The sequence below is a fragment of the Pseudomonas sp. MPB03 genome (assembly GCF_046605385.1).
Lineage (GTDB): Bacteria > Pseudomonadota > Gammaproteobacteria > Pseudomonadales > Pseudomonadaceae > Aquipseudomonas > Aquipseudomonas zanjanensis.
The window spans coordinates 5637291-5653679 of sequence record NZ_CP176770.1; the positions used below are offsets into that span (position 1 = coordinate 5637291).

Genomic DNA, 16389 nt, shown 5'->3' on the forward strand with positions numbered 1-16389 from the left:
AAACGTGTTAAAGGTGCGTTTTTGTTGTTTTACGCACAATCGGGAATAATCCTTGCGTGTTTTTTGGCGACCAGACGCTACCACCACCCCGGGGCGTCTCCCCGCGAATCTCCTACCCGGAGTATTGCGCCTGTCTTACGGAGATACATAATGTCTACCTCACCCGTCACCCTGATGGTGGCCCGCCGTGTCGCCAACGGGCGCTATGAAGATCTGATTGCCTGGTTGCGTGAAGGCGAACAACTGGCCACCGATTTTCCCGGCTACCTGGGTTCCGGCGTGCTCGCGCCACCGCCCCAGGACGATGAATTCCAGATCATCTTCCGGTTTGCCGACGAGCAGACCCTGCACGCCTGGGAACACTCCGCTTCACGCACGGCCTGGCTGGGACGGGGCAGCGATCTGTTTGCCCATCCCTCCGAACATCGGGTGCGTGGCATCGATGGCTGGTTCGGCGCGGTCGGCCAGCGTCCGCCTCGCTGGAAACAGGCCGTGGCCATCTGGCTCGCGTTCTTTCCCGTATCGCTGTTGTTCAACTTCCTGTTGGGGCCGCTGCTGGGCGAACTGGGCCTGTTGAACCGCGTGCTGATCAGCACACTCATCCTGACACCGCTGATGGTCTACCTGTTTATCCCGATGTCGACCCATTTGCTGGCGAACTGGCTCAACGGCCCGCCGCAGCGGGCATTGCCGGCTACGCAGAATCAGTGATGCCACCCGCCTCAACAGTTACCCTGACTCATAGGCAACAAAGGACCTGTGGGAGCGAGCTTGCTCGCGATGGCGGCCTGTCCGTCAAACTCGTCATTGACTGTCGCACCGCTATCGCGAGCAAGCTCGCTCCCACAGGGGACAGTTGAGTTGCCACTGGATTAGCCGTTGTACGTAGGATGCCTCCTCCGTCGCTGTTATAGTTTTGCTCTTGCCGTGAACCGAGCCGTCCCATGTCCAGTGCCACCGCTCCTATCCTGATCACTGGTGCAGCCCAGCGCGTCGGCCTGCACTGCGCCCGACGCTTGCTGGAGGACGGGCAGCCGGTGATCGCGACCTATCGCACCGAACGCCCCGGCGTGCAGGCGTTGCGCGATTTGGGGGCGACGGTGCTGTTCGCCGACTTCTCCAGCGAAACGGGAATCCTGGCCTTTATCGAACAACTCAAGCAGCACACCGACCAGCTGCGGGCCATCGTGCACAACGCCTCGACCTGGATGCCCGAGGCGCCTGGCAACGAAGCGACGGCTTTCAGCGCCATGTTCGGCGTGCACATGCTCGCGCCTTACCTGATCAACCTGCATGGCGCCGAACTGCTGCGGCGTTCAACGCCCGCGGATATCGTGCACATCAGCGATGACGTGACTCGCAAGGGCAGCGCCCGGCATATCGCCTATTGCGCCAGCAAGGCCGGCCTGGAAAGCCTGACCCTGTCGTTCGCGGCGAAGTTCGCCCCTGCGATCAAGGTCAACGGCATCGCCCCGGCCCTGCTACTGTTCAACCCCGAAGACGACGCGGCTTACCGCGCCAAGGCCCTGGCCAAGTCCGCGCTGGGTATCGAACCTGGCAGCGAAGTGATCTACCAGAGCCTGCGTTATCTGCTGGACAACCCCTATGTCACCGGCACGACCCTGACCGTCAACGGCGGGCGGCACGTCAAATAGCCTTGTTTCGAGGATGCACCATGACGCTATCCCTGCCCCAGCACTACCGCGAGATCCTCATCGGCCTGGGGGAGAACCCCGAGCGCGAGGGTTTGCTCGATACCCCGGTGCGTGCCGCCAAGGCCATGCAGTACCTTTGCCATGGCTATGAACAAAGCGTCGAGCAAATCGTCAACGGCGCGCTGTTCGCCTCTGACAGCGATGAAATGGTGATCGTCGCCGACATCGAACTCTATTCACTCTGCGAACATCACCTGTTGCCCTTCATCGGCAAGGCCCATGTGGCTTATATTCCTACCGGCAAGGTCTTGGGGCTGTCGAAGATCGCCCGGTTGGTGGACATGTTCGCCCGCCGCCTGCAAATCCAGGAGAACCTGACCCGGCAAATCGCCGACGCGGTGCAGCAGGTCACCCAGGCCGCCGGCGTGGCGGTGGTGATCGAGGCCCAGCACATGTGCATGATGATGCGCGGTGTCGAAAAACAGAACTCGACCATGAACACCTCGGTGATGCTCGGCGCCTTTCGCGATTCCAGCACCACGCGCCAGGAGTTCCTGCAATTGATTCGACGGAGCAAGTAAATGCCACAACTTCAGCCAGCCATGGCACGTATCAAGGTCAAGGACCTGCGCCTGCGCACCTTCATCGGCATCAACGAGGATGAAATCCTCAACAAGCAGGATGTGTTGATCAACCTGACCATCCTCTACGCTGCCCAAGAAGCGGTGCGCGACAACGACATCGACCACGCGCTGAACTACCGCACCATCACCAAGGCGATCATCGCCCACGTGGAAGGCAACCGCTTCGCCCTGCTCGAACGCCTGACCCAAGAACTGCTCGACCTGGTCATGGCTAATGAGTCGGTGCTGTACGCCGAAGTCGAAGTGGACAAGCCGCACGCCTTGCGCTTCGCCGAGTCCGTATCGATTACGCTCGCGGCAAGCAGGGCTACTTCGTAGCAGCCAAAAGCTTCAAGCTGTAAGCTTCAAGCCTGAACACCGCAAACCCACTTTCAGCTTGAAGCTTGCCACTTGAAGCTGTCTCGCAGAGACCCCCATGAACGACCAACAACGCCTCGAACTCGAAGCCGCCGCTTTCCGTCGGCTGGTTGCCCACCTGGACAGCCGCAAGGATGTGCAGAACATCGACCTGATGAACCTCGCCGGCTTCTGCCGCAACTGCCTGTCCAAGTGGTACAAGGCCGCCGCCGATGAGCGCCAGGTCGAGGTCAGCCTCGACGACGCCCGCGAAGTGGTCTATGGCATGCCGTACGCCGAGTGGAAAGCCCTCTACCAGAAAGAAGCCAGCGCCGAACAACAGGCGGCGTTCTCCAAAGGAAAACCCGATGTTTGATCTTGCCACCCTGCGTACCCGTCTCATGAGCGGTGAACATGCCTTCGCCGACACCCTGGCCTTTATCGCCGCCGGCTACGACTACCAACCCCAGGCTTTCAACAACGGCGGCGTGCAAAACGCCGCCGGGCAGAACGAAGGTTCGTGCAAGACCCTGGGCCTGGCGCTGCTCGAAGGCTTGAGCAATGAAGAAGCGCTGCTGGCATTCGGCGAACATTACCGTTCGGTGCTGGCCACGCCCGAAGGCAGCGATCACGGTAATATCCGCGCGTTGATGGCCCATGGGCTGGCGGGCGTGACGTTTGAGGCGCAGCCGCTGCAGCGGCGTTGATCCGAGCCCCGCTCTGTAGCCAGGTCCGCTTTTGTGGCGAGGGAGCTTGCTCCCGCTGGGCTGCGCAGCAGCCCCAAACAATCAAACTCAATTTGCCTGACACTCCGAGTTGCCAGGTTTCGGGGCCGCTTCGCGCCCCAGCGGGAGCAAGCTCCCTCGCCACGGGCTGCACATCTCAAGTAAGCGGCGCCTCACCACATCCCGACTTTTAAGATTGACCCGGCAACTTTATTTCGTTTGCCGGGCGCCTCTGCTCGCGGCTTAGATAACGGAAATCTCTCCTTCGTCCGGGCCGTCCTCCATGAGCAGCGAAACCATCAGCCAATCGATCTCTATCGTGCATCCCGTCAGCCTCAGCCACGGCAAGAATGCCGAGGTCTGGGACACCGACGGCAGACGCTACATCGATTTCGTCGGCGGCATCGGTGTATTGAACCTGGGCCATTGCCATCCGCGCATCGTCGAGGCAATCCGCGCACAGGCCACCCGGCTGACTCACTACGCCTTCAACGCCGCGCCTCACGCGCCCTACATTGAGTTGATGGAACGTCTGGCAGCGTTCATCCCGCTGGGCTATCCCGTCAGCGGCATGCTCACCAACAGCGGCGCCGAAGCGGCGGAGAATGCCTTGAAAATCGTGCGCGGTGCCACGGGCCGCACCGCCGTGATCGCGTTCGACGGCGCCTTTCACGGCCGCACCCTGGCGACCCTCAACCTCAACGGCAAGGTCGCGCCCTACAAACAGAAAGTTGGCGTGCTGCCCGGGCCGGTGTATCACCTGCCGTACCCCAGCCAGGACAACGGCATCACCTGCGATGAGGCGTTGAAGGCCATGGAGCGGCTGTTCAGCGTCGAGATCGACGTGAATGACGTGGCCTGTTTCATTGTCGAGCCGGTGCAGGGCGAAGCCGGCTTCCTGGCGTTGGACGTGCCCTTCGCCCAGGCCCTGCGGCGGTTCTGCGACGACAAGGGCATTGTTCTGATCGTTGATGAGATCCAGTCCGGCTTCGGCCGCACCGGCCAGCGCTTTGCCTTCCCCCGGTTGGGCATCGAGCCAGACCTGGTGCTGCTGGGTAAAAGCATTGCCGGCGGCGTGCCCCTGGGAGCAGTGGTGGGCCGCAAGGCGCTGCTGGACAACCTGCCCAAGGGTGGCTTGGGCGGCACCTACTCCGGCAACCCCATTGCCTGCGCCGCCGCACTGGCGACCCTGGACGAAATGACCGACGCCAACCTGAACGCCTGGGGTGCACAACAGGAAGAGGCGATCGTCAGCCGCTACGAATCCTGGCGCCGTCGCGGGCTGAGCCCTTACCTGGGCCGCCTGACCGGTGTCGGCGCGATGCGCGGCATCGAACTGAGCCACGCCGATGGCACTCCGGCCTCGGCACAACTGACGCAACTGCTGGCCTTGGCACGGGAAGCGGGCCTGCTGCTGATGCCCAGCGGCAAATCACGGCACATCATCCGGCTGCTGGCGCCGTTGACGACCGAACCGGCCGTGCTGGAAGAAGGGTTGGATATCTTGGAGGCGTGCCTGGCGAAGCTGGCCTGACAATCGATCTTCTGACCAAACAGAGGACTTGTGGGAGCGGGCTTGCTCGCGAAGGCGGTGTGTCAGTTAGCATCGATGTCGACTGGAACACCGCCTTCGCGAGCAAGCCCGCTCCCACAGGGTCCACCGGCAGATATCCAAGCACAAAAAAACCGGCCGAAGCCGGTTTTTTTGTACCCGATGAATCAGAACGATGCGTTCTGCAGGCCATCCAGGTAACGCTCGGTGTCCAGGGCTGCCATGCAACCGGCACCGGCCGAGGTGATCGCCTGGCGGTAGACATGGTCAGCCACGTCGCCGGCCGCGAAGATGCCTTCGACACTGGTGGCGGTGGCATTGCCGTCGCGGCCGCCCTTGACTACCAGGTAGCCGTCCTTGAGTTCCAGTTGGCCTTCGAACAACGAGGTGTTCGGGGTGTGGCCGATGGCGATGAAGACGCCGTCCACTGTGATCTCGTCAAAGCTGCCGTCGTTGTTCTTCAGGCGGGCACCGGTCACGCCCATGTTGTCGCCCAGCACTTCGTCCAGGGTCGCGTTGAGCTTGAGGATGATCTTGCCTTCGGCGACGCGGGCGTTGAGCTTGTCGATCAGGATCTTCTCGGCGCGGAAGGTTTCGCGACGGTGGATCAAGGTGACCGTGCTGGCGATGTTGGCCAGGTACAGGGCTTCCTCGACGGCGGTGTTGCCGCCACCGACCACAGCCACTGGCTTGTTGCGGTAGAAGAAGCCGTCGCAGGTGGCGCAGGCCGAAACACCTTTGCCCATGAACGCTTCTTCCGACGGCAGGCCCAGGTAACGAGCGCTGGCGCCGGTGGCGATGATCAGGGCATCACACGTATAGGTCGCGCTGTCGCCGGTCAGGGTGTACGGCTTGGCGGCGAAATCCACGGCATTGATGTGATCGAAGACGATCTCGGTCTCGAAGCGCTCGGCGTGTTCCTTCATGCGCTCCATCAGGGCCGGGCCGGTCAAGCCGTGGACGTCGCCCGGCCAGTTGTCGACTTCGGTGGTGGTGGTCAATTGACCGCCGGCCTGCATGCCGGTGATCAGCAACGGCTTGAGGTTGGCACGGGCCGCATAGACCGCAGCGCTGTAACCGGCAGGGCCGGAACCAAGGATAATCACTCGCGAATGACGCACTTCAGACATGACCTGCTCCTGTTGACCGGACCTTGCGGGCCGGAACGCCGGGTGAGCGGCGCGAATAAAAAAGGACCGTTGACGCACTTGGGGAAGGCTTGGGTTCGACAGTCCTGGAAAAGAATGGGTGCAGCGTATCGAGGGAGCGAAGATTAAGGAAATACGGTTTAACAATCCAGCTCATAGGTGAGCTCTATCCCCGGCGGTCCTTTTAATAGGCGCCTTCGCCTCAAGAAACGTTGTTACACGCCATGTCGCCGCTTTCCCGGGCGGGGCAAAGCCGGTAAGGTCGGCGCGTTCATCTTCGCTCGGAGCCACCTATGCCCGCCCCCGTCCTGTCCGGCCCGCAATATCTGCGAGAAGGCCTCAAGCTGGTCTTGAGCCCGGGCCTGCGCCTGTTCGTCCTCTTGCCCCTGGCGATCAACCTGGTGCTGTTCGTCGGATTGATCTACCTGGCCGGCCATCAGTTCAGCCTGTGGGTCGATACGCTGATGCCGTCGCTGCCGGAATGGCTGAGTTTCCTCAGCTACGTGCTCTGGCCATTGTTCGTGGTGCTCGTCGTGTTGATGGTATTTTTCACCTTCACCATGCTCGCCAACATCATCGCGGCGCCGTTCAACGGTTTTCTCGCGGAAAAGGTCGAGGTGGTCATCCGTGGCACCGACGATTTTCCGGCCTTCAGCTGGGCCGAGTTGATCGCCATGATCCCCCGGACCCTCAGCCGGGAGGCGCGCAAGCTGGGTTATTTCCTGCCCCGCGCCCTGGGGCTGTTCGTGCTGTCGTTCATCCCCGTGGTCAATCTGGTGGCGGCGCCACTGTGGCTGCTGTTCGGCGTGTGGATGATGGCGATCCAGTACATCGACTACCCGGCGGACAACCACAAGTTGGGCTGGAACGAAATGCTCGCCTGGCTGCGGGAAAAACGCTGGCAGAGCCTGGGCTTTGGCGGCAGCGTCTATCTCGTGCTACTGATCCCGGTGGTGAACATCCTGATGATGCCGGCGGCGGTGGCTGGGGCGACATTATTCTGGGTGCGCGAGCAAGGCGCCGAGACCGCGTTGGCCCGTCAGGGCTGAGCCGGTCACAAATCCATCATCCAGGCGTCACAATGACGAAATGGCCCCGGTCGACACTGGGGTCATGACCACACCCCTGCACATTACCCTGATCACCGAAACCTTCCCGCCGGAAATCAACGGCGTGGCCAACACCTTGGGCCGCCTGTACGACGGCTTGCGCGCCCGCGGGCATCAGGTCGAGCTGATACGACCTCGCCAGGCCGACGACCCGCGCCAGGCCAGTGACGACCAACTGCTGCTGTGCCGGGGCTGGCCGCTACCGGGTTATCCGGGCTTGCAGTGGGGCCAGGCGTCGATGCACAAACTCCTCCGGCGCTGGAAACGCCATCGTCCGGACGTGCTGTACATCGCCACGGAAGGGCCGCTGGGTTTGTCGGCACTGCGGGCGGCGCGTCGCCTGGGCATCTCGGTGGTCAGTGGTTTCCATACCAATTTCCAGCAATACACCCAACAGTACGGCCTCGGGCTGTTGAGTCGCGGGCTCACCCATTACCTGCGCTGGTTTCACAACCGCTCCAGCCTGACCCTGGTGCCCAGTCTCAGCCAACGCCTGGAATTGGAGCGGCGCCATTTCGAGCGGGTGGCGTTGTTGTCCCGGGGCGTGGACAGCCAACTGTTCCATCCAATCAAGCGCTCGGCGAGCCTGCGCGAAGCGTGGGGCCTGGGTGACGATGACATCGCCGTGATCCATGTCGGACGCCTGGCACCGGAGAAAAACCTCGGGCTGCTCAAGCGCAGTTTCGACACGCTGTGCAGCGCTTTCCCGGGGCGCCGGATGAAACTGGTGGTGGTCGGCGACGGCCCGCAGCGGTCCGCGCTGGAGCAGGCATTGCCCGAGGCGATCTTTTGCGGTTCGCAACGCGGCGAGGCGCTGGCCAGCCACTATGCGTCCGGGGATGTGTTTGTCTTTCCGAGCCTGACCGAAACCTTCGGCAATGTGGTACTGGAGGCACTGGCGTCCGGGCTGGGGGTGGTGGCCTACGACCAGGCCGCCGCGGCGCAACATATTCGCCATGGCTACAACGGCGTGCTGGCGATGCCGGGGGATGAAGAGGCGTTCTGCGATGCCGCCCGTTGGCTGCTGGAAGAGCGCGAGACCTTGCGTTGTGTGCGACTCAATGCACGCCAGCATGCCAGTCGCCAGGGGTGGGCGTCGGTGATCGAGCAATTTGAAGCGCAGTTGCGAGGGGTTTGCGTGGGTGAGCAGGTGATGCCTGCTGCGCCGACTGTGCGCTGATTGTTTGGTGATGCTGAGGCCGCCATCGCGAGCAAGCTCGCTCCCACAGGGGTTCTCGGCTAAACACAAAATTTGTGCGCGCTGAAGATCAAATGTGGGAGCGAGCTTGCTCGCGATGGCGTCGGATCAGGCGCCGCTTAGACCAGGGTCATCAACGCCTCGCGACTGAACGGCAAGATCTCCTGCTCCCGCCCTTCACGGACTTTTTGCGCCCAGTCCGGATCCACCAGCAGCGCACGCCCCACCGCCACCAGGTCGAACTCATCGTTGTTCAAGCGCTCCAGCAGCTTTTCCAGGCTGGCCGGTTGCGCGACTTTGTCGGTGTTGACCATGAACTGCAGGAACTCGCCATCCAGGCCGACGCTGCCGACGGTGATGGTGGGCTTGCCGGTGAGCTTGCGGGTCCAGCCGGCCAGGTTCAGCTCGGAGCCTTCGAATTCCGGCTCCCAGAAACGTCGCGTCGAACAGTGGAAAATATCCACGCCCGCTTCGGACAACGGTTTGAGGAATTCGCCCAAGGCTTCAGGCGTCTGCACCAGGCGCGCGGCGTAATCCTGCTGTTTCCATTGGGAGAAGCGGAAAATGATCGGGAAGCCCTCGCCCACCGCCGCACGCACGGCACGGATCAATTCGATCGCAAAGCGCGAACGGTTGGCCAGGCTGCCGCCGTAGCCGTCGGTGCGCTGGTTGCTGCCTTCCCAGAAGAACTGGTCCACCAGGTAACCGTGGGCACCGTGGATCTCCACTCCGTCCATGCCGATGCCCTGGGCGTCTTTTGCCGCTTGGGCGAAGGCCGCGATGACATCGTCGATGTCCGCCTGGGTCATGCCGTGGACCACCACCTGGCCGTCCTTGAGCTTTTCGGTCGGACCGTAACCCGGCACGCTGGCGTCCGGCTCGGTGCCGATGCGTCGCACGCTGCCCACGTGCCACAACTGTGGAACGATCTTGCCGCCTTCGGCATGCACCGCATCGACCACCTGCTTCCAGCCGGCCAACGCTGCATCGCCGTAGAAATGCGGCACGTTCGGGTAGCCGTTGGAGGCCTTGTGCCCGACCGTCGTGCCCTCGGTGATGATCAGGCCGACCCCGGCCGCCGCGCGACGACGGTAGTACTCGATCACCTTGGCGTTCGGCACGCCGCCCGGCGAAAAGGAACGGGTCATCGGCGCCATCACCACCCGGGTCGGCAACTCGAACGCGCCGAGGTGGAAGGGTTTGAACAGGGCTTTTACAGGCATGGGGCACTCCACGGAACGAAGTCACAGGTCGGATATGACGACGATAATATGGAGCACGAGGGGCGCTGGACAGCACTATTGATTTGAATGATCAAGGATCAAAAGGGAGCGGTGAGTACCACAGCCTCAAGCACGCTCCCTGTGGCGAGGGAGCTTGCTCCCGCTCGGTTGCGCAGCAACCGCAAAAAGCCAGGGCCGCTTCGCAGCCCAGCGGGAGCAAGCTCCCTCGCCACAAAGGGACCGCCATACATTATTGGGATCAAGCCAGCGCTTTTTCGATCGCCTGGATCACGGAAGGATCATCCGGCGCCGTGCGCGGTGAGAAACGCGCCAGCACCCTGCCGTCCTTGCCGAGCAGGAATTTTTCGAAGTTCCAGGTGATGTCCCCGGGAAACTCGGCCCCCTCGCCCGCCAGCAGGCGGTACAACTGATGACGTTCATGACCATTCACGTCCAGCTTGCTGGACAGCGGGAACGTCACGCCATAGTTGAGGCTGCAGAACTCCTGGATTTCCTGCTCGCTCCCCGGCTCTTGCCCGGCGAACTGATTGCAGGGCAGGCCCAGCACGCTGAAGCCCTTGTCCTTGTATTGCTGATAGAGATTTTCCAGCGCCGCGTACTGAGGCGTAAGGCCACATTTGGAGGCGACGTTGACCACCAGCACGACTTGCCCCTTGAAAGGCGCCAGAGGAAGCTCCTGACCATCCAGGGCTTTCAGTTTAAGGTCGTGGAAAGCACTCATGACGAACTCCAGGTTTGCGGATCTTTTCGAAACAGCCATGGGTGATGCTAACAGCAGCGACTAAAAAGGCGCCATAGGGCGCCTCTCCAGTCAACTTGAGCGTAGCGCAGAAATCAATGGTGATGGCCGCCTTCACCATGGACGTGACCATGGGCGATTTCTTCCTGGCTGGCGTCACGGATGTCAACGATCTTGACTTGGAAGTTCAAGCGCTGACCGGCCAACGGGTGGTTGCCGTCAACGGTGACGTCGTCGCCTTCCAGGTCGCGAATGGTGACGATCTGCATCTGGCCATCGGGCGCCGAGGCGTGGAACTGCATGCCCACTTCCAGCTCATCCACGCCTTCGAACATGCTGCGGCTCAAGGTGCTGACCAGTTCAGCGGAATATTCGCCATAGGCGTCTTCCGGCTCAACGGCGACTTTCAGCTCGTCACCGACGGCTTTGCCTTCCAGGGCCTTCTCCAGGCCTGGAATGATATTACCCGCGCCTTGCAGGTAGACCAGCGGAGCGCCGCCGGCAGAGCTGTCGATGACCTCACCAGCGTCGTTGGTCAGGGTATAGTCGATGGAGACAGCCTTATTGGCGGCGATCAGCATGGGGCGAGACCTTTTGCATAAGAATGAAGAACGGACAAGTCTAAACAAGGATTTGCCCGAAAGCGAACGGAACCCGGACAAACGGGCTAGCTCGAACAGACCGACGGTCACCGGTTTCCATCAGGACGAGGACGGACACTGGGTGGCCGAGCTGTCCTGTGGCCACACCCAGCACCTGCGTCACCAACCGCCGTGGCAGTCTCGGGCCTGGGTGCTGGACCCTGCGCAACGTATTGGAAAAATAGGCCAGCCCTTTGATTGCGGCTGGTGCGCTCAAGGCCCGGTTAGCGATAACCTTGGCGACTGAATCGTGGGTAGACGGCCAGTCATAGGTCGCGCCATTCCCCCTTAGAGAATTCGCATGCAAACTTTTTTTATCGCGCCCACCGATTTTGGGGTGGGTCTGACCTCCATCAGCCTCGGGCTGGTGCGTACCCTTGAACGGGCCGGGCTGAAAGTCGGCTTTTTCAAACCTATTGCCCAGCCGCATCCCGGCGACACCGGGCCAGAGCGCTCCACCGAGCTGGTGGCCCGCACCCATGGTCTCAAGCCGCCGCAACCCCTGGGCCTGGCCCATGTGGAGCGCATGCTCGGCGATGGCCAGCTCGATGAACTGCTGGAAGAAATCATCACCCTTTACCAGCAAGCGGCCATCGGCAAGGACGTGCTGGTCGTCGAGGGCATGGTCCCGACCCGCAACGCCAGCTACGCCGCCCGGGTCAACCTGCACCTGGCCAAGAGCCTCGACGCCGAGGTCATCCTGGTGTCGGCACCGGAAAACGAAGTGCTGACCGAGCTTTCCGGGCGGGTGGAGTTGCAAGCGCAGTTGTTCGGCGGGCCGAAGGACCCGAAAGTCCTCGGGGTGATCCTGAACAAGGTCCGCACCGACGAAAGCATGGAAGCGTTTTCCGCACGGCTCAAGGAGCACTCGCCCCTGTTGCGCAGCGGCGATTTCCGCCTGCTCGGTTGCCTGCCGTTTCGCCCCGAACTCAATGCCCCGCGCACCCGCGACGTGGCCGACCTGATGGGCGCACAGGTGCTCAATGCCGGCGACTACGAAACCCGGCGCATGAGCAACATCATCATTTGCGCCCGCACCATGCGCAACACAGTGGAACTGCTCAAGCCCGGCGTGCTGGTAGTGACGCCTGGCGATCGCGACGACATCATCCTTGCCGTGAGCCTGGCGGCAATCAACGGCGTGCCACTGGCCGGCCTGTTGCTGACCAGCGACACGCTGCCCGACCCACGCATCATGGACCTGTGCCGCGGCGCCTTGCAGGCAGGGTTGCCGGTGCTGTCGGTGAGCACCGGCTCCTATGACACCGCCAACCTGCTCAACGGCCTGAACAAGGAAATCCCCATCGATGACCGCGAACGTGCGGAGATCATCACCGATTTTGTCGCCAGCCACCTGGACGCCAAATGGTTGCACCAGCGCTGCGGCACGCCACGGGAAATGCGCCTGTCGCCAGCGGTGTTCCGCTATCAGTTGATCCAGCGCGCCCAGGCCGCCAACAAACGCATCGTCCTGCCCGAAGGCAGCGAACCGCTGACCGTCCAGGCCGCCGCCATCTGCCAGGCCCGGGGCATTGCCCGTTGCGTGTTGCTGGCCAAGCCGGCCGACGTCGAGGCGGTGGCCCGCGCCCAAGGCATCGAACTGCCGCCAGGGCTGGAGATCCTCGATCCGGACTCGATCCGCGAGCGCTACGTCGAGCCGATGGTGCGATTGCGCAAGAGCAAGAGCCTGAACGCGCCGATGGCCGAGCAGCAACTGGAAGACACCGTGGTTATAGGCACCATGATGCTGGCCCTGGATGAAGTGGACGGACTGGTCTCCGGGGTCATCCACTCCACCGCCAACACCATCCGCCCAGCCTTGCAACTGATCAAGACCGCGCCAGGCTGCTCGCTGGTGTCCTCGGTGTTTTTCATGTTGTTTCCCGAAGAAGTGCTGGTCTACGGCGACTGCGTGATGAACCCGCACCCCAGCGCTGCGGAGCTGGCGGAAATCGCCCTGCAAAGCGCCGACTCGGCCGCCGCGTTCGGCATCACCCCACGGGTGGCGATGCTCAGTTATTCCAGCGGCGAGTCGGCCAGTGGCGAAGAAGTGGAAAAAGTCCGCGAAGCCACCCTGCTGGCCCACGAAGCCCAGCACGGCTTGCTGATCGACGGCCCGCTGCAATACGACGCCGCCGCCAACGAAACCGTGGCCCGGCAACTGGCGCCCAACAGCCAAGTGGCCGGCCGGGCGACGGTGTTCATCTTCCCGGACCTCAACACCGGCAACACCACCCACAAGGCCGTGCAGCGCAGCGCCGATTGCGTCAGCCTCGGGCCGATGCTGCAAGGCTTGCGCAAACCGGTGAATGACTTGCCCCGTGGCGCCCAGGTCGACGACATCGTGTACACCATCGCCCTGACTGCGATCCAAGCCGCCAACCGACCTTTGGATATTTAAATGCTGGACTTCCTGCCTGCCCCCTTGCGCGGCGTCATTGCTTCGCTGCTGTTGGCCCTGAACACCATCGCCTGCTGCACACCTCTGTTCATCGTGGCGATCTTCAAGCTGGTGCTGCCCTTCCCCGCCGCCCAGCGCTTCACCGACTGGCTGATGAGCCACATCCATGAAGCCTGGATCAGCAACAACAAGGCCTGGATGAACCTGGTGCGGCGTACCCGCTGGCACCTCAGCGGCTTGGAGGGCCTGGATTACCAGCACTCGTACCTGATCACCAGCAACCACCAGAGCTGGGTCGACATCATGGTGTTGCAGTACGTGTTGAACCGGCGCATCCGGCCGTTGAAGTTTTTCCTCAAGCAAGAGCTGATTTGGGTGCCGGTGATCGGCCTGGCCTGGTGGGCCCTGGGTTTCCCGTTCATGAAGCGCTACTCCAAGGCTTACCTGGAAAAGCATCCGGAGAAGAAAGGCAAGGACCTGGAAACCACCCGCAAAACCTGCGCGAAGTTTCGCGACAACCCCGTGGGCATCTTCAACTTCGTCGAAGGCACGCGTTATACCGAAGGCAAGCACGCCCAGCAGCAGTCACCGTTTCGCTACCTGCTCAAGCCCAAGGCCGGTGGCATCGCGTTCGTGCTCGATGCCATGGGCGAACAATTGGAGTCGATCATCAACGTGACCATCCATTACCCGGGCGGACGTCCTGGGTATTGGGATTTGCTCTGCGGCAACGTTGGCGAGGTGGTGGTGCATTGCCAGGCGCTGACGATCCCGCCGCAGTTCATTGGTAAAAGCTACGACCAGGACGGTGCCTATCGCCTGGAGTTCCAGGGCTGGATCAATCAGTTGTGGCAGGACAAGGATGCGTTGCTTGCGCAGATGCATCGGGAGTATCCCGCCAAGTCTTGAGGTGGCTGCACCGGCCTCATCGCGAGCAAGCTCGCTCCCACAGGTATTTGCCTCAGCGCTGACCATTGTGGGAGCGAGCTTGCTCGCGATGGCGCCCCTCCAGACAACAAAAAAGCCCGCCGATGATCACTCATCGGCGGGCTTTTACTTGCCGCTTGAAGCTAGAAGCTTGCAGCTGTTTCCCTTAGATCGCCCCACGCTTGCGCAACAGATCCAGCACCTGCTTGACGCTTTCTTCCAGGGTCAGCGCCTGGGTGTCGATCACCAGGTCGGCATCCAGCGGCACGTCATACGGGAAGGACTCGCCCGGGATGTTGTCGCCGGCCGCGGCATAGAGCCCTTGCGGATCACGCTGGGCACACACCGTTGGCGAGGCCTGGACGTAGACCGTCAGCAGACGCTCACGGCCGATCAGGTCCTTGGCCTGCTCGCGCCCTTCGGCACTCGGCGCAACGAACGCGGCCAAGGTCAGCAGCCCCGCTTCGTTGAACTGACGAGCGACATGCGCCGCACGGCGCCAGTTCTCGGTCCGCCCGGCACGATCCTGCGGCAAGCCCTTGTTCAGGTCATGACGCAGGTTCTGGCCATCGAGGACAAAGACCGCACGGCCCGAGTCGAACAACTTGCGCTCGACCGCATAGGCCAGCGTGCTCTTGCCAGCGCCCGACAGGCCACTGAACAAGATTGTCGCCGGCTGCTGGCCGAAACGCTGGGTGCGTTCTTCCACCGACACATGGGCCAGTTTGCCGTGGTGCGTGCTGCTGCCGTGGGTCAGCGGCTGGGCGACGATCATGCCGGCGCCGACCGTACCGTTGGTCAGGCGATCGATGACGATGAACGCGCCAGTGGTGCGGTTGCTCTCGTAACCGTCCAGGGCGATCGGCGCATCCAGGGCGATCCTCACCTTGCCGATTTCGTTGAGCTGCAACGCGCTGGCCGGACCTTCTTCCAAGGTGTTCACATCGACCTTGTTGACGATGCTGGCAATCGAGCCCGGCACGTAGCTGGTGGCACGCTTGATGTCATATTTCTTGCCCGGCAGCATCGGCTCTTCGGCCATCCACACCAGCATCGCTTCGAAGCTGTCGGTGACCGGCGGCACGTTGTCGGCATGCACCAGCAGGTCGCCACGGGAGATGTCGATCTCGTCTTCCATGGTCAGCGTCACTGCCTGGCCTGGACCGGCGTGTTCCAGCTCGCCTTCGAAGGTGACGATGGATTTCACGCGGCTGCTCTTGCCTGACGGCAGCACCACCACTTCGTCGCCCTTGTGCACGATGCCGCTGGCGAGGGTGCCGGCGAAACCGCGGAAGTTGAGGTTCGGACGGTTGACGTACTGCACCGGGAAACGCAGGTCGGTGAAGTTGCGGTCGCCCGCCACTTCCACGGTCTCGAGGATTTCCATCAGCGACTGGCCGGTGTACCACGGCGAACGCTCGGACTTGTTCACCACGTTGTCGCCCTTGAGGGCGGACATCGGCACGAAGTGCATGCTGGTGGGCTTCATCTTCAAGCCTTCGGCGAACTTCAGGTAGTCGGCCTTGATTGACTCGAACACGCCCTGGTCGAAGTTCTTGAGGTCCATCTTGTTGATGGCCACGACGATGTGCTTGATGCCCAGCAACGAGGCGATGAAGCTGTGGCGACGGGTCTGGGTCTGCACGCCGTAGCGGGCGTCCACCAGGATGATCGCCAGGTCACAGGTGGAAGCACCGGTGGCCATGTTGCGGGTGTACTGCTCATGGCCTGGGGTATCGGCGATGATGAATTTGCGCTTGGCGGTGGAGAAATAGCGGTACGCGACATCGATGGTGATGCCTTGTTCGCGCTCGGCCTGCAGGCCATCGACCAGCAACGCCAGGTCGATGTCGTCACCGGTGGTGCCGACTTTCTTCGAATCGCGGGTGATAGCTTCCAGGTGATCTTCGTAGATCATCTTGGAGTCGTGCAGCAGGCGCCCGATCAGGGTGCTCTTGCCGTCGTCGACGTTACCGCAGGTCAAGAAGCGCAGCAGCTCTTTACGCTCGTGCTGGCCCAGGTAGGCGAGGATGTCCTCGCTGATCAAATCAGATTGATGCGACATGACAG

Annotated in this window: 17 protein-coding genes; 12 read left to right on the forward strand and 5 right to left on the reverse strand. The window is 62.1% G+C overall.

The window, feature by feature from the left end:
* Window positions 1-150 precede the first annotated feature (150 nt).
* The 7 genes from ACLH0I_RS24450 (at window position 151) to ACLH0I_RS24480 (ending at window position 4894) form a co-directional block, all read left to right on the forward strand.
* Window positions 151-711: an antibiotic biosynthesis monooxygenase gene (locus ACLH0I_RS24450; RefSeq protein WP_250965704.1), complete on the forward strand. Its 561-nt coding sequence runs from the start codon at window positions 151-153 to the stop codon at window positions 709-711.
* 233 nt (window positions 712-944) lie between these two features.
* Window positions 945-1655 carry a dihydromonapterin reductase gene (folM, locus tag ACLH0I_RS24455; protein ID WP_250964035.1) on the forward strand — a complete coding sequence of 237 codons (711 nt, stop codon included), beginning with the start codon at window positions 945-947 and terminating at the stop codon, window positions 1653-1655.
* A gap of 20 nt (window positions 1656-1675) precedes the next feature.
* Complete coding sequence (gene folE, locus ACLH0I_RS24460; RefSeq protein ID WP_186705049.1) at window positions 1676-2236, forward strand: GTP cyclohydrolase I FolE; 561 nt, start codon at window positions 1676-1678, stop codon at window positions 2234-2236.
* Window positions 2237-2617, forward strand: a complete 381-nt coding sequence (folX, locus tag ACLH0I_RS24465; RefSeq protein WP_025211888.1) for a dihydroneopterin triphosphate 2'-epimerase — start codon at window positions 2237-2239, stop codon at window positions 2615-2617.
* Between the two features lie 97 nt (window positions 2618-2714).
* Complete coding sequence (locus ACLH0I_RS24470; RefSeq protein ID WP_250964037.1) at window positions 2715-3011, forward strand: DUF1244 domain-containing protein; 297 nt, start codon at window positions 2715-2717, stop codon at window positions 3009-3011.
* Entirely contained in the window at window positions 3004-3342 is a 339-nt protein-coding gene (locus ACLH0I_RS24475; protein WP_411385605.1) for a HopJ type III effector protein, read from the forward strand. Before ACLH0I_RS24470 ends, ACLH0I_RS24475 begins: the two co-directional genes overlap by 8 nt.
* 301 nt (window positions 3343-3643) lie before the next feature.
* Window positions 3644-4894, forward strand: a complete 1251-nt coding sequence (locus ACLH0I_RS24480) for an aspartate aminotransferase family protein (protein ID WP_411385606.1) — start codon at window positions 3644-3646, stop codon at window positions 4892-4894.
* A 185-nt stretch (window positions 4895-5079) separates the two neighbouring features.
* Here ACLH0I_RS24480 and trxB read toward each other — a convergent pair whose 3' ends face one another.
* Window positions 5080-6042 (reverse strand): thioredoxin-disulfide reductase, encoded by a 963-nt coding sequence (trxB, locus tag ACLH0I_RS24485; protein ID WP_207964420.1) that lies wholly within the window; start codon window positions 6040-6042, stop codon window positions 5080-5082.
* Between the two features lie 311 nt (window positions 6043-6353).
* Here trxB and cysZ point away from each other — a divergent pair, with 311 nt between their 5' ends.
* Both cysZ and ACLH0I_RS24495 read left to right on the forward strand, forming a co-directional pair.
* Window positions 6354-7109 (forward strand): sulfate transporter CysZ, encoded by a 756-nt coding sequence (gene cysZ / locus ACLH0I_RS24490; protein WP_186729782.1) that lies wholly within the window; start codon window positions 6354-6356, stop codon window positions 7107-7109.
* Between the two features lie 40 nt (window positions 7110-7149).
* Window positions 7150-8349 carry a glycosyltransferase family 4 protein gene (locus ACLH0I_RS24495; RefSeq protein WP_411385607.1) on the forward strand — a complete coding sequence of 400 codons (1200 nt, stop codon included), beginning with the start codon at window positions 7150-7152 and terminating at the stop codon, window positions 8347-8349.
* 137 nt (window positions 8350-8486) lie between these two features.
* Here ACLH0I_RS24495 and ACLH0I_RS24500 read toward each other — a convergent pair whose 3' ends face one another.
* The 3 genes from ACLH0I_RS24500 to ACLH0I_RS24510 all read right to left on the reverse strand — a co-directional run bounded on the left by ACLH0I_RS24500 (window position 8487) and on the right by ACLH0I_RS24510 (window position 10931).
* Window positions 8487-9590: an NADH:flavin oxidoreductase gene (locus ACLH0I_RS24500; RefSeq protein WP_411385608.1), complete on the reverse strand. Its 1104-nt coding sequence runs from the start codon at window positions 9588-9590 to the stop codon at window positions 8487-8489.
* 259 nt (window positions 9591-9849) lie between these two features.
* Window positions 9850-10332 (reverse strand): glutathione peroxidase, encoded by a 483-nt coding sequence (locus ACLH0I_RS24505; protein ID WP_250964044.1) that lies wholly within the window; start codon window positions 10330-10332, stop codon window positions 9850-9852.
* 113 nt (window positions 10333-10445) lie between these two features.
* Entirely contained in the window at window positions 10446-10931 is a 486-nt protein-coding gene (locus tag ACLH0I_RS24510; protein ID WP_018612607.1) for a peptidylprolyl isomerase, read from the reverse strand.
* Here ACLH0I_RS24510 and ACLH0I_RS24515 point away from each other — a divergent pair.
* The 3 genes from ACLH0I_RS24515 to ACLH0I_RS24525 are packed head-to-tail and all read left to right on the forward strand — an operon-like array spanning window position 10900 to window position 14301.
* Window positions 10900-11238 (forward strand): DUF3565 domain-containing protein, encoded by a 339-nt coding sequence (locus tag ACLH0I_RS24515; RefSeq protein WP_250964045.1) that lies wholly within the window; start codon window positions 10900-10902, stop codon window positions 11236-11238. The two genes, ACLH0I_RS24510 and ACLH0I_RS24515, sit on opposite strands and share 32 nt — an antisense overlap.
* Window positions 11239-11292: 54 nt before the next feature.
* Window positions 11293-13392: a phosphate acetyltransferase gene (gene pta / locus ACLH0I_RS24520; protein WP_053125134.1), complete on the forward strand. Its 2100-nt coding sequence runs from the start codon at window positions 11293-11295 to the stop codon at window positions 13390-13392.
* Window positions 13393-14301, forward strand: a complete 909-nt coding sequence (locus tag ACLH0I_RS24525) for an acyltransferase (RefSeq protein WP_411385609.1) — start codon at window positions 13393-13395, stop codon at window positions 14299-14301.
* Window positions 14302-14485: 184 nt separating this feature from the next.
* On the opposite strand, the gene cysN is transcribed toward ACLH0I_RS24525, so the two are convergent.
* Window positions 14486-16384 carry a sulfate adenylyltransferase subunit CysN gene (cysN, locus tag ACLH0I_RS24530; RefSeq protein WP_411385610.1) on the reverse strand — a complete coding sequence of 633 codons (1899 nt, stop codon included), beginning with the start codon at window positions 16382-16384 and terminating at the stop codon, window positions 14486-14488.
* Window positions 16385-16389 lie beyond the last annotated feature (5 nt).

Bases quoted from the DNA above. Each gene is read 5' to 3' on its own strand.
- ACLH0I_RS24450 (WP_250965704.1), top strand. From the start codon at position 151: ATGTCTACCTCACCCGTCACCCTGATGGTGGCCCGCCGTGTCGCCAAC.
- folM (WP_250964035.1), top strand. From the start codon at position 945: ATGTCCAGTGCCACCGCTCCTATCCTGATCACTGGTGCAGCCCAGCGC.
- folE (WP_186705049.1), top strand. From the start codon at position 1,676: ATGACGCTATCCCTGCCCCAGCACTACCGCGAGATCCTCATCGGCCTG.
- folX (WP_025211888.1), top strand. From the start codon at position 2,237: ATGCCACAACTTCAGCCAGCCATGGCACGTATCAAGGTCAAGGACCTG.
- ACLH0I_RS24470 (WP_250964037.1), top strand. From the start codon at position 2,715: ATGAACGACCAACAACGCCTCGAACTCGAAGCCGCCGCTTTCCGTCGG.
- ACLH0I_RS24475 (WP_411385605.1), top strand. From the start codon at position 3,004: ATGTTTGATCTTGCCACCCTGCGTACCCGTCTCATGAGCGGTGAACAT.
- ACLH0I_RS24480 (WP_411385606.1), top strand. From the start codon at position 3,644: ATGAGCAGCGAAACCATCAGCCAATCGATCTCTATCGTGCATCCCGTC.
- trxB (WP_207964420.1), bottom strand. From the start codon at position 6,042: ATGTCTGAAGTGCGTCATTCGCGAGTGATTATCCTTGGTTCCGGCCCT.
- cysZ (WP_186729782.1), top strand. From the start codon at position 6,354: ATGCCCGCCCCCGTCCTGTCCGGCCCGCAATATCTGCGAGAAGGCCTC.
- ACLH0I_RS24495 (WP_411385607.1), top strand. From the start codon at position 7,150: ATGGCCCCGGTCGACACTGGGGTCATGACCACACCCCTGCACATTACC.
- ACLH0I_RS24500 (WP_411385608.1), bottom strand. From the start codon at position 9,590: ATGCCTGTAAAAGCCCTGTTCAAACCCTTCCACCTCGGCGCGTTCGAG.
- ACLH0I_RS24505 (WP_250964044.1), bottom strand. From the start codon at position 10,332: ATGAGTGCTTTCCACGACCTTAAACTGAAAGCCCTGGATGGTCAGGAG.
- ACLH0I_RS24515 (WP_250964045.1), top strand. From the start codon at position 10,900: ATGGAGACAGCCTTATTGGCGGCGATCAGCATGGGGCGAGACCTTTTG.
- ACLH0I_RS24510 (WP_018612607.1), bottom strand. From the start codon at position 10,931: ATGCTGATCGCCGCCAATAAGGCTGTCTCCATCGACTATACCCTGACC.
- pta (WP_053125134.1), top strand. From the start codon at position 11,293: ATGCAAACTTTTTTTATCGCGCCCACCGATTTTGGGGTGGGTCTGACC.
- ACLH0I_RS24525 (WP_411385609.1), top strand. From the start codon at position 13,393: ATGCTGGACTTCCTGCCTGCCCCCTTGCGCGGCGTCATTGCTTCGCTG.
- cysN (WP_411385610.1), bottom strand. From the start codon at position 16,384: ATGTCGCATCAATCTGATTTGATCAGCGAGGACATCCTCGCCTACCTG.